Source organism: Streptomyces cirratus (assembly GCF_014650775.1).
Lineage (GTDB): Bacteria > Actinomycetota > Actinomycetes > Streptomycetales > Streptomycetaceae > Streptomyces > Streptomyces cirratus.
In genome coordinates, this window is the sequence record NZ_BMVP01000001.1 from 1,014,993 (window position 1) to 1,030,088 (window position 15,096).

The window sequence follows — 15,096 nt, forward strand, 5'->3', positions numbered from 1 at the left end:
GAGCGGGCCGACCCGGATGCCGGAATGACAGGCGCGACCCGCAGAGCGCTCGGTTCCGCGGGGTCGTCCGTGAATCGGCCGGAGTCAGCTGCCGCGCTTGTACCAGCGGATTCGGCAGCCTCTAGGGCCTCGCCCACCACACTCCTACAGTGCCTACCGGCCCGCAACCGGAACGGATTCCTGGTGGGGTCTGACCAGCAGTTGCGAGCGCTCCGTGTTTGTCAGGTCAAGGTCGCGCTCGACTTCCGGCTGCGACCAGCAGGGAGTCTCGACATGTGTCCCGAAGCTCCGACAACGCCAACACACGCCCCGAGCACAGCAACTGTCCCCTGATCCATGTGCGGCGTCATGCCCGTGCGCTGAGGTCGCGCTGTAACTACGGCCACATCAGAATGGCATCCCCGGGCAGCTTGCCAGCCCGGCGGCGCAGCCCCAGAGGAGGCTGCGCCCGTCTCGGTTTCCGTCTCGTTCATCGCCGTACGCGGCCGTCCAAGGCCGTTCTGTCGGACCCGGCTCACAAGGCGTTCATACGGGAATGAACGCCGGCGAACGCATCCGGATCACGCCCTGACCAGCACGGACAAACCTGCAAAGCGGGTTACGCCGGTTCGATTCCGGTCACGGCTTCGAAGACGGCCGCCCGGGGAGAGCTCCCCGGGCGGCCGCTGTCGTGTGCGGGTGCTACCGCGCGGGCCCTACCGCGTGGGTGCGGCCTTCTCCTTGATCACCAGCTGCTCGGGCAGGTTCCCGTTGTCCTTACAGCCCATCTCCTTGGCCATCGCCCGGGCGGCTGAGTGCACGATGGTGAGGTTCGCCTCGCGCAGCGCCCGGGGGTCGACGTCGGCCGGAGGCCCGAGGGTGTCCACATTCACCCTTATCGGCACGGCTTTGTCCGGTCCTGCGAGCCGGCTGCTCGCGCAGTCGAAGAAAAGTCGGCCCTGCTTTGCGCTGGAGAGCGCATTGCGGCCCAGGTCGTACTCCCAGTAGTAGCCCTGGCCGCTTTCGGTGTGCTCATCCATCCGCGTCAGCTCGTGCTCGATCTCAAACGACACCGAGAGATCACGCCGGTTCTTGCGGTCAACCGGACGGGCCCTGCACACCTCCCCGCCCAGCGACGCACGATTCTTCGCGTAGCCCCGCTCCAGTACGCCCGCCACCCAAGCCACGTCCCCGACGTTCTTGGGCGGTTGGAACGGCGTGCCGACGCCGGTCAGCAATTCCAAAGCGTGCACCGCGTCCTGGTTGAGCAACCCCTCGGAACAGACATCAGCCGCGAATACTTCGCTCGGCCCGGGAGGCGGCTCCTCAACACCACATCCGGAGACACTCACACTCACGACCAGCCAGCTCAAAAGTATGGGGGCCTTCGAGCGGCGCCTGATCATTCGCCCGCCTTCTTCGGCTTCACCGGCTCATTGCCCATGTGCTGTTCGTTGGCCCACCCGCTGTTGTATCCGGTCAGAAGGGCTTGGCGGAGCCGCTCGTCCAACGGGTCCGACGGACCCACCGGGTGCCGTTCGAGGAAGTGTTCAACCGGCCCGGACGCCGAGGCTTCACCTTGGCTGTACACGCTCGCCTTCGCGTCATGGGCCTTGCCGTCGTGGAGGTCCTTCTGCCGCTCGGCCTCGTCGTGAGACCAGTCACCCACGAGGTCTCCGGCCACCTGCTCCAGCGCCCCAGTGCTCAGGTCGACCCCAAGCGGCACCAGAACAGCTGCCGCACCGGCTGCGGCCACTGTAGCGGGGAGGAAGGCGACGCCGGCAGCGATCGCCCCGGTCGCCGCGAACTCCACCCAGCCCGACCTCTTCTCCAATGCCCTTTCGTAGTCATCGTTCCACTTGTCGGCGTCTTGCTGGATCTGCTTCGCACGGGACTCGTCCAGGGCACCCTGGAACTCGCCTCCTGTCCGGGCGATCTCCTCAAGACTGCTCTGGTTGAGCGTGCCGTCCGGTCCCACCTGAGCTTCCAGCATCGAGGCCGAGAAGACCGACTCGGCACGGGACATCGTGAGATAGGAGTCGGGGTACTGACCCAGGCTGCTCAGGAACTTCCGGACGTCTACCTGGGTGAGTTCCGTGTTTAGCTTCGCCCCCGGCTCGAACACGCTGTGGGTGTCGTTGTTACGAAGCGCATAGTTGAGGTCGTCGATGTACCCCGCACCCATACGTCCGAGGCTGTCGGCGAGGGTCTCTTGCTTCTTGAGTAGTTCGGCATCTCCGCCGTACTTGAGCACGGCATCGTGCATGATGCGCGCGCCCGCGTCGCTGCGGTGGAGGGCCGGCTGAGGGTCGTCCCAGGCGTGGCCGAGGGTGGCGGCTTCGAGGGCGTGGCCCAGGGCGTCCGGCATGTACTTCTGGACCTTGGGAAGGTCGTCGGGGTTGAAGCCCTCCATGTCGATCGTGGGGGCGTACTTCGCGTTGCCGAAGTAGTCGAGGTAGTTCTCGATCGGCTTCTTGTCCGCTCCCGTGCCCAGGTTCGCGTGTCCCGGCTTCTCCGTGCCGTCCTGGTTGTAGGCGTGCGGTTTGCGTTCCGGGTCGAAGAACTGGGACGCTGCGTCGGGGCTGTGGCCCAGCGACTCCAGGAAGCTCGTCACCGGGTCGTAGCCCGCGCCGTTGATGCCGGACGGGTTGAGCATGTTCTTGCCGTAGCCGTTGAGCTGCCGCGACTCGTTGAAGAAGTTGGGGTCCTTGGCGTGGATCTGGGTCGCGTGCTCGGCGATCGGCAGCAGGAACTTGGGGTCGTAGTTCCCGTACCGCATGATGCCGCCGAGCAGCTGGTAGCCGAAGGGCGGGTTCTGGTCGTACCTCGCCAGTGGAATCCGCTCGGTACCGAGCTTGCGCAACTCCAGCGCGTAGCTGTCGGGAAGGCGGGGCTCCGACTTGGACTGCGTGGCCGTCGCGAGGTTCAGGCCCAGGTTCCGCTGCAGCTCCTGGACGTCCTTGAGGCGTTGCGCGTCCAGCTTCGCGTAGTCGTACGTGTCGGTGGACATCTGCCCGAAGAACTCGAGTGACCCCTTTGGACCGAGCGCACCGTAGAACGCGGTCGAGAAGGTGGGTTTGGTCGAGTTGTCGGCCAGCAGTTCGTTGAGTTCTACCAGCTCGGCGTGGGAGAGGTTCCGGCCCTTGTGCGCCAGGTCGATGGCGTGGCCGGCCTGTTCGGCGGTGAGGTCGGCGTACTTGGGGCCGCTGAAGTTGTGGTCCTCGGCGATGTTCGCGTTGAGCAGGCGGGACAGCGACTGGTCGACGTCGTCGCAGGTGTCGATGATCGCGTCGACCTTCGCCTGCCAGAGTGGCTGGTTCTCGCGGATGGACTGCTGGTAGTCGGGGTCGTGCAGCGCCGCGCCGCGCTCGGCTTCGGAGAGGGGTGCCGGCGACACCTTCCCTTTGCCGTCCACCCGGAAGCCGGCGGCCGGGGCCTCTTCCTCGGCGATCTTCTTCAGCTGTTCGCGGGAGGACTTGAAGGTGGCGTGGCCTTCGGTGAGGGCCTGGTGGATCCCCTTGGCCTCCTTGGCCGCGTCCTCGAACTCCTTGGCCGTCTTGTCGATGAACGACCGGCCCACGCTCGCAGTGACCCCGTCCCACTCGGCTTTGCCGGCTTTGGCCTTCATGCCGTTGCGCGCCGCCTCGGCGAGCTCGTCCAGCTTGGTGACCATGGCGGCCCAGTCGGCGATCGCCGTCGCGAGCTGGTCGACGGGGGCGTTCAGGACGTTCTCGTACGACAACACGTGTCTACGTCGCCTTCCAGCGTGTGCGGAGCGGGCTACTTGAGGTACTCGTCGATCTTGGAGCTGGTGAACTCGGCGTACAGCTGCTTCTCGTCCTTGCTGTGGGAGGCGAGGGAGTAGTTCAGGCCGTTGGAGATGGTCGCGCAGGCGGCGACGAGGGTCTTGACCTGGCTCTCCCAGCGGTGGGCGGCCTTGGCCAGGGCCGCTCCGCTGGCGAAGCCCTCCTTGGACAGTGCGCCGGCGGCTGCGGCAGTGGAGGTGCCGGCGTGCTTGCCGTCGGTGGAAAGGCGCTCATGGAGTTTGAAGGCTTCGGTGCCGATGGCGCCGATGTGGTCCTGGTTGAGTTCCAGGTCACCCGCGCCGGGGCCGCTGCCGGGCTCGGTGGGGACGTGGTTGAGCCGCATGGACACGTTGGCCGCGGCCGTGGCGCGCGCGGTGGCCCACTCTTCGTCGAAGGACATGCCGAGCTCTCCTTGGGGTGTGCGGCGGGCCGGATCCTCAGCGTCGCGAGCGCTGGATGACGACCGCGGTGACGGCGCCGCCGACGATCAGGCAGGCTCCGAGCCCGAGGGCGATCCAGGGCAGGGCACTGCCGGTGTCGCTGTTGCTCTTCTTCGCCTCGGGTTTGGGTGCGGGGCCGGCCTTGCCGCCGGGGGCGGCGGGGGCCGGTGCGGGGGAGGCGGCTGCCGCGAGGTCCGGCAGCGGGTAGACGTCTGCCGGCCCGGGGTCGCCGGGCGTGGGGACGGCGATCCTCGGGCGGACGACGCCGTATCCGACGTAGTCGTTGCGCTGGACGCCGTCTACGGGCTTCCCGGCGGTGTTCAGGAGGACGCGGAGGATCTGGTTGTTGGTCCAGTCGGGGTGGACGGACCAGAGCAGCGCGGCGGAGGCGGAAGCGAGGGCGGTGGCGTCGCTGGTGCCGTGGGTCTTGCAGAGTCCGGTTCCGCCGTTGCAACCGCTGACGATGTCAACCCCTGGAGCGGACATATCCACGAAGGCATTGTGCTGCGATTCGGTGGTCGCCTTCCCATCTGCATCAACGGCACCGACGCCCACCACTCCAGGCGTCGCCGCAGGATAGTTGGCGTAGGAACCACCGTCGTTGCCAGCTCCCGCGAAAATCAACTTGCCTTTCGACCAGGCATACTTGACTGCATCCCGCAAGGTAGCGGCGTCATCCCACCCGACAAGGGAAATGTTGAGGATCTTGGCCTCAGAATCGGCGGCGTAGCGGATGGCTTCCACAAGGGTGGTGTCACTAGAAGCGCCGTTGCCGTACAGATTTACGCGAACGGGTAGAATTTTTGCATCCGGGGCCAGCCCGAGCGCACGATCCGCCCCCCCGACACCCTTGCCGTTACCTGCGATGATCGCCGCCATAGACGTGCCGTGATTGCGGTAGTCAGTATGTTCGTCACCTTCGATATTCTCCGGCGCGAAATCCCTCCCGGAAACCAACTGCCCCTCAAGCTCAGGAATACGGGCGACTCCGGAATCGATCACCGCAACGGTGACCCCCTTGCCGGTGCTGATCTTCCAGATGTCATCGGCCTTCATGGCGTCGAGGTGCCACTGCTGCTCTCGGATGGTCTGCGCCTGAGCCGGGGTCGCGGCGACCCCGGCCAGCAGCAGCCCCACCAGAGCTGAGGTCGCCTTCCGCATGCGCATCCCGTACAACGTCCGTTCTACTCAGTCGATAACTGGCGGCACAACAGGACGTTCCACCTGCCAGGTCTCTTCTTCCTCGGCCAGGTAATCTGGGCGTTCACCCCCACCGCCGTCGCGCCGCTTACTCGGGGCGTGACTCGCCGCGCCTCCAACCGGGCCGGCTCCCGTCCCGTTGCGTACGAGGCCCGAACCACCCTGCGTGAACGGCCGACCGCTCGTGGCCGACTGCCCACCGCCTCCGGTCTGACGGCCGCCGACGACTCCGCCCGGCTCCATGGCCAGTCGACGGCCTACAGCCGAGCCAGGGCCGCCGTGGGGGCCACTCGCGCCACTGCCCATGCCACCACCCATCATTCCGCGTCCACCGGTCTGGGGACCTTCCGCACCGATGACCGTACCGCGCGGGATGCCGGCACTCGGCCCACGCGGAGTCACGGGGCGTCCGCCGACGATGCCTGCCTCACGCGGGGGCAGTCCGGGGGTGCCACCAACCTTGCCAGGAGGCAGGGTGGGGCGCTGGAATGCTCCACTGCCAACCGGCTTGGCCGAGCTAGTGGTTGGGGGAAACGTCAGTCGAGGAACCACCGGAACGGGGGTAGGGCCGCCTCCCGGAATGACCGGCGCCGGGCCAGTGGGCAGGTTACTCGTCGGAGGAAGGTTCGTAGGCGGCAGTGTCCCCACGGTGTTCAGGTCCACGTTGACGCTGCGGTCGGGAGCTGCGGGAAGAGCTCCGGGAGTCGGTCCCACGGCGGGGGGCAGACCAGATCCGGAGTACGCCTGGCGGTGGGAGTCACTTGCAGAACCGCCGCTGTCGGGCGCCGCTGTCGTGTACACGGACCCGCCACCTGTCCCAGCGCCTCCGGACGAGCTTCCACCCGAGCCCGAGATGTAGCCACCTGCGTTGACACCATCCTGCGGCACGAAGTTCCCTGGTGGCAGCGGGAACGTCGGGACCTGCGCCGCGTTCATGTTGCGCGACGACTCGTCGTACGACTCCGCCAACTTCTTCAGCTGCTGCACCGCCTGGAGGCGGTCCGCCTCCAGCTTTTGCGCCGCCAGTGCACCGATCTTCGCCGAGTCTGGGTCGTTGTGATACTTACGCGCGGCCGCCAGGTTGTCCTTCGCCGATGTGTCGACGCCCGGCGTGCTCTGCGCCTCGAACATGTGCTGAGCCGCGATCGTCATCCACTTCGAGGCGTCCTTGCTGTAGTCCGCAAGACGCAGCGTCGCGTTACCCGCCGAGTTAACCCAGGTTTGGAAAGCCGTGGCGGCCTCACCCTCCCAGCCCGTCACCTTGTGGTTCTTGAGGTTCTCGCCGATCTCCTTGATCGCGACCGCGGCTTCCTCAAGCTGCGTCGCCCGCGTCCGGACGGTCTCCGGCTTGATCGAGGCAATCATCGCCATCAGCTGTTCGTGGGTGTAACCGTCGAAGTCCGTCACCATCAGATGTGGCCCCTAGACGTGCTCGGCGCTGGGGCAGGAGTGCCGGACGGCTTACCCGCGCCCTGCGGCTGCTGTTGCGGCTGCTCGTGCTTGGCCGAGGGATCACGGTCGGCGACATAGTGCTCCTTCGCCCGCTGGGCGATCGCCAGCATCCGCTGCCGAACCTCCTCGTCCACGCCAGCGAACCCCTTGCCGCCCGTGATGATCGCGATCCCGAGACCCTCGATCTGGTCCGCCAGGCCCTTCGACAGGGTCGTCAGCTGAGCGTGCACCGTCCCGTACGCCTTGAACAGCGCATCCGCCTCCGCGAACCCGGTGCCCAGCGTTCCCGCGGGCAGCGTGCCGTCCTGGAGCTTGTCCGGGGACGCCTGGGAACCGTCGAGCTTCTTGAGCTGGGCATCGACCAGCTTCTTGAAGCCGTTCAGCGTTTCGTACTCGACTTCCAGCGCCTTCGCCTGGCGCATGATCGCGTCCGCCACGCCGCTGCTCGCGCCGATGATGCCTGCCAGCCCGCCGTTCTCCTCCGCCACGATGGCCTCCCCGACTCCCCGTTACCCCGTGAACCCCTTCGGGAGCGACGCCCGCATCGCGTTCCGCGCCCCCGCTCCGATCACTCTAGCGACCGGCTCCGACACCCCCAACTGCCGGGTTGCACCTGGAAGTGGAGGTCGAGTAGGGCACCAACCCGGGTCAGGACGTCAAGAGTTCGGCGCCGCCACCGCCGCCGATGGCCGGATCGGGAGCCTGTTCACCGGGCGGCCCGTTGCCGCGCGGACCGCCGAGGCGATCGCCGACGGGGTCGTCACCACCGGGACCGCGCTCGCCGCCTTCGCGCCGAACGGGGCCACCACGTCCCGCTCTTCCACCAGCTTGACGATCCGCACCGCCGGGGCGTCCAGCGACGTCGGCAGCGCGTATCCCGTCAGGTCGGGGTGGCGGATCACCCCCGCCACCGAGCGGAGGTTTTCGGTCAGCGCCGCGCCCACGCCCTGCGTGACGCCCGCTTCGATACGGGCCTCCAGCTGGGCCGGGTTGAGGATCCGGCCCACGTCCTGCGCGACGGCCAGTTCGACCACGCGCACCGAGCCGAGTTCCACGTCGACGTCCACCACCGCGCGGATCGCGCAGAACGCGAGGCCGACGAAGGCGTCCCCCTGGCCGTCCGCGTCCAGGGGTTCGGTCGGGTGGGGGCGGCACTGGGCCGTCGCCCAGAGTTCCTTGCCCGCCATCGCCTCCGCCACCGTGGTGGAGAACGCGCCGTCGTACGACGTGATCCGGCCGTCCTGGATCTGGAGGAGCTCCGTCGACATGCCCAGCTTGTGGGCCATCGGCTGGAGGAGCTGCGTGCGGACCATCTTCGCGGCCCGCTCGACCGCGCCCCCGGACACCCACGTGTGGCGGCCGTGCGCCGCCGGGCCGGCCGGCGGCTGGTCGGTGTCGACCGGGGCCGTGACCACCTCGTCCACGCCCAGGACCTCCTGGACGATCTGGCGGGCGAGCGTCGAGAAGCCCTGGCCGGTGTCGACGGCCGCGCAGATGACGGTGGCCACACCGTCGACGACCTTCACGGTGGCGGTGGAGACCTCGTCGGTCCCCTCCGCGCCGAGCATGTGCACCATGCCCACGCCGTACCCGACCCCGCGCCGCACCGCTCCGGGCTCGCCCGCGCCCTCCGGGCCGCCCGGCAGCAGCCACTCCTCCTCCGGGGTGTCCTTCGGCAGGGACGGGAGCTCGACATCGCGCACGGCGCGCAGGAGTTCGGCCACCGGCGCCGGGCAGGTCACCGTCTGGCCCGTCGGGAGCAGGTCGCCCGTCGCCAGCACGTTGCGCATCCGGATCTCCGCGCCGTCGATGCCGAGCGCGGCCGCCAGCTTGTCCATCTGGCCCTCGTACGCGGCGCACACCTGCATCGCGCCCTCGCCCCGCACGTGCCCGGACGGCGGGTTGTTGGTGCGTACCGCCCAGCCCTCCACGAAGGCGTGCGGCACGACGTACGGGCCGCACGCGAAGGCCACCGCCGCCGCCAGGGACTCCGAGGAGGCGTCGGCGTAGGCGCCTGCGTCCATCAGGATCTGGGCCTCGACCTTGACCAGCCGGCCCTCCGCGTCCGCGTGGTGGCGGTAGCGCAGCAGCGTCGGGTGGCGGTGGGAGTGGCCGAGGAAGGACTCCTCGCGGGTGGCGGCCAGCTTCACCGGGCAGCCCGTACGCAGGGCGAGGAGCCCGAGCGGGAGCTGGAAGGCGGGGTCCTCGCGGTCGGCCGTCGCGCCCGGGACGCCGGTGACGACGACGCGTACCCGGTCCGGGTCCAGGCCGAAGCAGGCCGCCGCCAGGTCGCGGTCGGTGTGCGGGTCGGTGGAGGCGGTGTAGATCTCCACGCCCCCGTCGGGCCGCGGTACGGCCAGCCCCGCCTCGGCTCCGATGGGAGCGGGGTCCTGGCGGCCGATCCGGTACAGGCCCTCGACGACGACCTCCCCGGTGGCCTCCGGGTCGCCGTAGCGCAGCGGGATGTGCCGGATCAGGTTGCCGTCGGGGTGCAGGGCGGGCGCGCCGAACGACTGCTCGGGGTCGGTCACCGCGTCCAGCAGCTCGTACTCGACCGCGATGGCGGCCGCGGCGAGGCGCGCCGTGTCGGGGTGGTCGGCGGCGACGGCGGCGATGGGCTCGCCGTGGTGGCGGACCACGTCGTGCGCGAAGACGGGCCGGTCGGCGATGCGGCGGCCGTGGGTGGTGGCGCCGGGGACGTCGGCGTGGGTGACGACGGCGCGCACGCCGGGCATGGCCGCGGCGGCCGTGGTGTCGATGGAGAGGATGCGGGCGTGGGCGTGCGGGGAGCGGAGCACGGCGGCCCAGAGCAGCCCTTCGGCCCACAGGTCGGCGGCGTAGGGGAAGGTGCCCTCGGTCTTGGCGCGGGCGTGCGCGGACGGGACGGAGACCCCGATGCCGCGCAGGACTTCCGGTTCCCCGTCGCCGGCGCCGGCGCCGGTCGGGACGGTCGTCGTCATCAGGGTGGTCGTGGCCGCGTCGTGCCCGCTCACGCCATGCCTCCGTTGTGGTGGATGCCGCCCTCGCCCGGTGCGGCCTGGTGCGGGATGCGCGGCTCGGCGGCGGCCGCGAATTCGTCTGCGGACGAGGCGCCGGCCGAGGTGCCGGCCGAGGCTGCGGCCGAGCGTTCGGACACGACCTCGCGGACCGCTTCGATGACGCCCTTGTAGCCGGAGCAGCGGCAGAGGTTGCCGCACAGCGCCTGCCGGGTCTCCAGCTCGCTGGGGGCGTGGTTGCCTTCCAGCAGGTCGTGGATGGTCATGGCCATGCCGGGCACGCAGAATCCGCACTGCACGGCGCCCGACCTGCACAACGCCTGCTGCACGTCCGAGAGTTCCCCGTCCGTCGCGAGTCCTTCGACGGTACGGACCTCGCTGGACGCGGCCGTCGCGGCCGGGACCAGGCAGGAGGCGACGAGCCGGCCGTCGACCTGCACCGCGCAGGCCCCGCACTCGCCCTGCGAGCAGCCGTCCTTGGCGCCGGCCAGCCCGAGGCGCTCGCGCAGCACGTAGAGCAGGGATTCACCGATCCACGCACCGGTGACGGGCCGGTCGGCCCCGTTGACGCGCAGGACGTAGGAGGCGAGCGGGTGCTCGTGATGGGGGGCGGGGGCGTCGACGGGCGTTTCGTCGTACGTCGCATCCCCGGCCGGGAAACCTGCGGTGGTGTCCGCACCCGGCAGTGCCTCGCCGCTGTCGGCGCTTCCCGCACCCGGCGCGAACGACTCGGCGGCTTCGCCGACCGGCCCCTGGTCGGCCCCGTCGAACCCGTGCCCCGGCTCCGGCGCCAGCTCCGGCTCGGTCCCCGGCACGCCGAACCCGGCCTCCGGCGCCAGCTCCGGCTCGGACCCCGGCCCCGCGGCGGCCTCCGCCGCGTCCGCGTCCGCCCCGGTCACCGATTCTCCGGCCACCGGCGCCCCGAACCCGAACCCGTGTCCGTCCCCGAACCCGTCCCCGGGCCCCGGCTCCGCGCCCACCGGACGCGGCCGTTCCTCCTCGACCGGCATCCGCGCCGCGCCGTGCGCCGCCTCGATGTCCGGGGCGGCGTACACCGCGGGCTCCGGCTCCGGCTCGGCCGCCTGCGCCGACACCGGCAGCGGCGTGCCCACTCCGGGCCCGCCCAGCACCCGGGGACCGCGCCCCGCGGCCATCGCGGCCGCGCCGGGGTCCGCTCCGCCCGGCAGCACGCCCGAGCTCATGGAGGTGTCGTACGCCGGCGTCGCCCAGGGAGCGGCGGCGCCGCCCGGCAGGGTCGCCGGGGCCTGGCTCCAGTCGGCGGCCGCCGCACCGGTCCCGAACGTCCACTGCCCGGTGGCCTGCGGCTCCTCGGGCTGCGCCGCCTCGGGGAAGCGCCACTCCGCCGTGGCCTCCGGCTCGTGCCCGGCGTCCTGCCCGGGCCGCACTTCGCCCGGACCCGTCCCGCCCGGACCCGTCCCGCCCTGCGCGGCGTCGGCGAACGCCGCCGCCACCGACGCCGGGAGCGGGATCGACGCGGGGATGGGTCCGCGCGCCGGAGCGGCAGCGGCAGCGGCAGTCCCACCGCCGGAGCCGCCCGCCTCGGGCCACGGCACGGGCATCGTCCACGTGCCGGTGGCCGTGGGGTCCGTACTGGCCGAGCCCAACGGCACGATCATCGGCGGCGGCACGTACCCGTGCCCGGGCGCCGCCAGCGGCTCCCCGCCGTCGAGCGCGTCCAGCATGTCCTGCGGCAGCTTCACGAAGGCCGTGGCCTCGGAGTCGTACTCGCCGCCCTGCGGCACCGGCTCCCAGCCCCAGGCGGCCCCGGTGTGGCCCGCGGCGTCCGCGGGACCCGCGCTCCCGGTCGTTCCGCTCACGTTCTCGTTCCCACTCATGAGCTCAGCGCCCTCCCCAGGGCCCTCCGTGCCAGTACGGCCACCGTCCGCCGCAGATGCAGTACCCCGGCCGCGACCGGTTCCCCCTGGTCGGGCACGCAGGCGGCCGCGACGTATTCGCCGAACGCCTCCAGCGCCTCGGGGGCCAGGCCGCGTTCGCCGTCCCAGTCGATCAGGGAGGCCACCCACTGCTCGGCCTCCAGCGGCCGCAGCGGCATCGGCGCGACCGCACCGATCGCGCAGCGCACGCCCCGGCGCGCGGGGTCCAGTACGAGCCCCACGGACGCCACCGCGCGCCCCGGACCCGTACGCCCCGTCGCCTTCAAGAACACCTGCGGGGCGTGCAGCAGCGGCACCCGCACGAAGCCGATCAGTTCGCCCGGCCGCAGCATCTCGCGCCCGGCCAGCAGGTGGGAGACCGGGATCTCCCGCCGGGCCACGCCCGAGTCGCCGAGGCCGCCGGGCCCGACGATGACCAGGACCGCCTCCAGCGCCGCGAGCACGGGCAGTGCGTCACCGGTCGGCGCGGCCGAGGCGATGTTCCCGCCGAGGGTGCCCGCGTTGCGGATCTGCGGCGGTCCGGCGGCTCGCGCGGCGGCCGCCAGGGCCGGGATCAGAGCGGCGAAATCCGGCCGCCCCATGCGCGCGTGGGTGAGCCCGGCGCCGAGCAGCGCGTGGCCGTCCTGGTACTGCCAGCCGCGGATCTCGTTGATCCGGCCGAGGCCGACGAGCGCGGCGGGCCGCAGCAGGCCCGCGTTGACCGCGGCCATCAGGTCGGTGCCGCCGGCCACGGGCACGGCGGCGGGCATGGCCGTGAGTGCCGCCACGGCCTCGTCGAGCGAGGCCGGCAGCGTGACGGACTGCACCGCCTGAGGCGCATGAGGCCCCTGAGATGAATGCGGTGCGTGCAGTGCATGCGGTGCGTGCGTGGTCAACCCAGCTGCCCCTTCCCGATGTCCCGGTCCCGGCGCTCACGCCTGTCCGCCGTACGGTACGTGCTCACCGCCGGGACGTGGCAACTCTGGCACATCTTCCGGGTCTCCCGGCGCGAGGGTCGCCCCTGCACCACCCGCGCGCCCGCCGTCCTCGCCACGTCCGGCCAAGTCCCCTGCTTTCACCGGGTTTCGACCGAATCCGGAAAGAATTCCGACAAACTTCATAAGCTTTCCGAACCACCCGGAACGATTGCGAATCGCTGCGAACCATCCCGTCCGGCACCGCACGGCCAACCGGTTGCCCGGGTCACACGATCGGGGGCTCTCCCTCGATCGGCCGTCCCGGCACGCCCGGGCGCCGCTGCCGGGGCGACGGGCCGCCGGGCGGCCGGTAGTCGACACCGAGCGCGTCCAGCCGCGCGTAGTGCCCCGCCATCCGCGCCTCGAAGCCCGGCAGGTCCCGCCCCGCCGGCTCCGGCAGCCGCGACCACACCACCTCGGCGAAGGCCGCCAGCCGCGGGAACACCTGGTAGTCGACGCGGCTCTGGCTCTCCATCACCTCGGTCCACACGTTGGCCTGCGCGCCCAGCACGTGCGCCGCCGCCCGGGGCGACAGTCCCGGCGGAACCGGCTCGAAGCGGTACACGTCGGCGAGGGTCCGTACGTATCCGATCGGCATCGGCTCATCGGGGCCACCCGCCTGCCGGTGGTCCAAGTACACCTGCTGCTCGGGGCACATCACCACGTCGTGGCCCGCCTCGGCCGCCGCGACGCCGCCCGCGTATCCGCGCCAGGAGGACACGGCCGCGCCGGGCGCCAGGCCGCCCTCCAGGATCTCGTCCCACCCGATCAGGCGGCGGCCCCGCTCGGCGAGCCAGCGGTCGAAGTGCCGGATGAACCAGGACTGGAGGCCGTCCTCACCGTCGAGCCCCAGCTCCCGGATCCGCCGCTGCGCCGCCGGGGAGGCGCGCCACTGCCCCTTGGGGCACTCGTCGCCGCCCACGTGCACGAACGGCGAGACCTCCACCGGGAAGAGCTCCAGCAGCTCCTCGAAGACCCCTTCGTAGAACCGCAGTACGCCCTCGGAGGGGGCCAGGACGTTCTCGCTGATGCCCCAGTCGTCCCACACGCCCAGCGCGGCGGTGTCCACGACGTCGGTGTTGCCGAGCTCGGGGTACGCGGCGATCGCCGCCTGCGAATGCCCGGGCACGTCGATCTCGGGAACCACCCGTACGTGCCGCTCCGCCGCGTACGCGACGATCTCGCGTATGTCGTCCCGGGTGTAGTGGCCGCCGTGCGGGGTCTCGTTCCACAGCGGCGAGGCACGGTGGCCCCACCGGCTGCGCGGCCGCCACGCGCCGACCTCGGTGAGCCGGGGGTAGCGCTCGATCTCCACGCGCCAGCCCTGGTCGTCGGTCAGGTGCAGGTGCAGGACGTTCAGCTTGTGCGCCGCGAGCAGGTCGATGTAGCGCAGTACCCCGTCCTTGGGCATGAAGTGCCGCGCCACGTCGAGCATCATCCCGCGCCAGCCGAACCGGGGGCCGTCCTCCACCGTCCCGAGTGGGAGTTCCCACACCCGCCCCGGCAGCGGCGCCCGCCGGCAGGCGTCGGGGCCGAGGAGTTGACGCAGCGTCTGGGCGGCCCAGAACACGCCGGCCGCCGACCCGCCCGTCAGCTGCGCCCCGTCCGCACCGATCGCGAGCCGGTACTCCTCGCCGGCCAGGCCCGCGTCCAGGGCCAGCCGTACGTCGCCGCGCGCGCCCGGCGCCGCGTCCGGGAAGGCGAACCCGGTCGCGGCCCCCAGCTCCCGGCGCAGCCAGCGCGCCACCCCCTCGGTCCCGGGCCCGGCGACCAGCGCCGTCCCGGCGCCGAGCGTCATGCCCGGCCCCTCGCGGAACTCGGCACGGCGGGGCAGCGGGATCAGGTCCATGGTCGGCCCTTCGCGACGCAGCGGCGCGCCCCGCGCAACAACCGCTGCGCGCAGCGCCGGTCGAGCCGACCCTACGGGTACGCCGCAGGCCCCCGGAAGCGCCGTGGCGCACCCGGGGGCCTGCGTCCGCACCCGGCCGGGACCCGCCGCGCTGCCGGACGGCGCGGTGGGGCCCTCGCGGCAGGGGGTTACTTGTCCTTGCCGCCCTTGTCCTTGTCGCCGCCGGCGCCCATGGATTCGTAGATCTCCTTGCACATGGGGCAGACCGGGTACTTCTTCGGGTCGCGACCCGGGACCCAGACCTTGCCGCACAGCGCGACGACGGGGGTGCCGTCGAGCGCGCTCGCCATGATCTTGTCCTTCTGGACGTAGTGGGCGAAGCGCTCGTGGTCGCCGTCGCCGTGGGACACCTGTGGCGTCGGCTCTACGAGGGTCCCCGTACCAGTCCCGCGCTCGGGCTCAACAGTGCTCATGAAATCCAGGGTACCGACCCTCGCGCGGG

The 15,096-nt window shown here is 71.2% G+C and carries 11 protein-coding genes; all 11 read right to left on the reverse strand.

Annotation, left to right across the window (positions count from 1 at the left end; genetic code table 11):
* Positions 1-695 precede the first annotated feature (695 nt).
* Positions 696-1,385, reverse strand: coding sequence for a hypothetical protein (locus IE207_RS04630; protein ID WP_190182654.1), 690 nt, complete (start codon positions 1,383-1,385; stop codon positions 696-698).
* Positions 1,382-3,724, reverse strand: a complete 2,343-nt coding sequence (locus tag IE207_RS04635; RefSeq protein WP_190182655.1) for a hypothetical protein — start codon at positions 3,722-3,724, stop codon at positions 1,382-1,384. Before IE207_RS04635 ends, IE207_RS04630 begins: the two co-directional genes overlap by 4 nt.
* A 35-nt stretch (positions 3,725-3,759) precedes the next feature.
* Entirely contained in the window at positions 3,760-4,185 is a 426-nt protein-coding gene (locus tag IE207_RS04640) for a hypothetical protein (protein WP_190182656.1), read from the reverse strand.
* A 37-nt stretch (positions 4,186-4,222) separates the two neighbouring features.
* The gene (mycP, locus tag IE207_RS04645; RefSeq protein ID WP_229873316.1) at positions 4,223-5,386 is read right to left on the reverse strand and encodes a type VII secretion-associated serine protease mycosin; all 1,164 of its coding nucleotides are present in this window, start codon (positions 5,384-5,386) and stop codon (positions 4,223-4,225) included.
* Positions 5,387-5,413: 27 nt separating this feature from the next.
* Complete coding sequence (locus tag IE207_RS04650; RefSeq protein WP_190182658.1) at positions 5,414-6,835, reverse strand: WXG100 family type VII secretion target; 1,422 nt, start codon at positions 6,833-6,835, stop codon at positions 5,414-5,416.
* Positions 6,835-7,365, reverse strand: coding sequence for a DUF2563 family protein (locus IE207_RS04655; protein ID WP_229873317.1), 531 nt, complete (start codon positions 7,363-7,365; stop codon positions 6,835-6,837). Before IE207_RS04655 ends, IE207_RS04650 begins: the two co-directional genes overlap by 1 nt.
* A gap of 168 nt (positions 7,366-7,533) precedes the next feature.
* Entirely contained in the window at positions 7,534-9,837 is a 2,304-nt protein-coding gene (locus tag IE207_RS04660) for a xanthine dehydrogenase family protein molybdopterin-binding subunit (RefSeq protein WP_190182803.1), read from the reverse strand.
* 29 nt (positions 9,838-9,866) lie between these two features.
* Complete coding sequence (locus tag IE207_RS04665; RefSeq protein WP_229873319.1) at positions 9,867-11,711, reverse strand: (2Fe-2S)-binding protein; 1,845 nt, start codon at positions 11,709-11,711, stop codon at positions 9,867-9,869.
* Positions 11,712-11,725: 14 nt separating this feature from the next.
* Positions 11,726-12,595 (reverse strand): FAD binding domain-containing protein, encoded by an 870-nt coding sequence (locus IE207_RS04670; RefSeq protein ID WP_229873321.1) that lies wholly within the window; start codon positions 12,593-12,595, stop codon positions 11,726-11,728.
* Between the two features lie 376 nt (positions 12,596-12,971).
* Positions 12,972-14,594, reverse strand: coding sequence for a beta-N-acetylhexosaminidase (locus IE207_RS04675; RefSeq protein ID WP_190182660.1), 1,623 nt, complete (start codon positions 14,592-14,594; stop codon positions 12,972-12,974).
* Positions 14,595-14,782: 188 nt separating this feature from the next.
* Entirely contained in the window at positions 14,783-15,067 is a 285-nt protein-coding gene (locus tag IE207_RS04680; protein ID WP_190182661.1) for a DUF3039 domain-containing protein, read from the reverse strand.
* Positions 15,068-15,096: the final 29 nt, after the last annotated feature.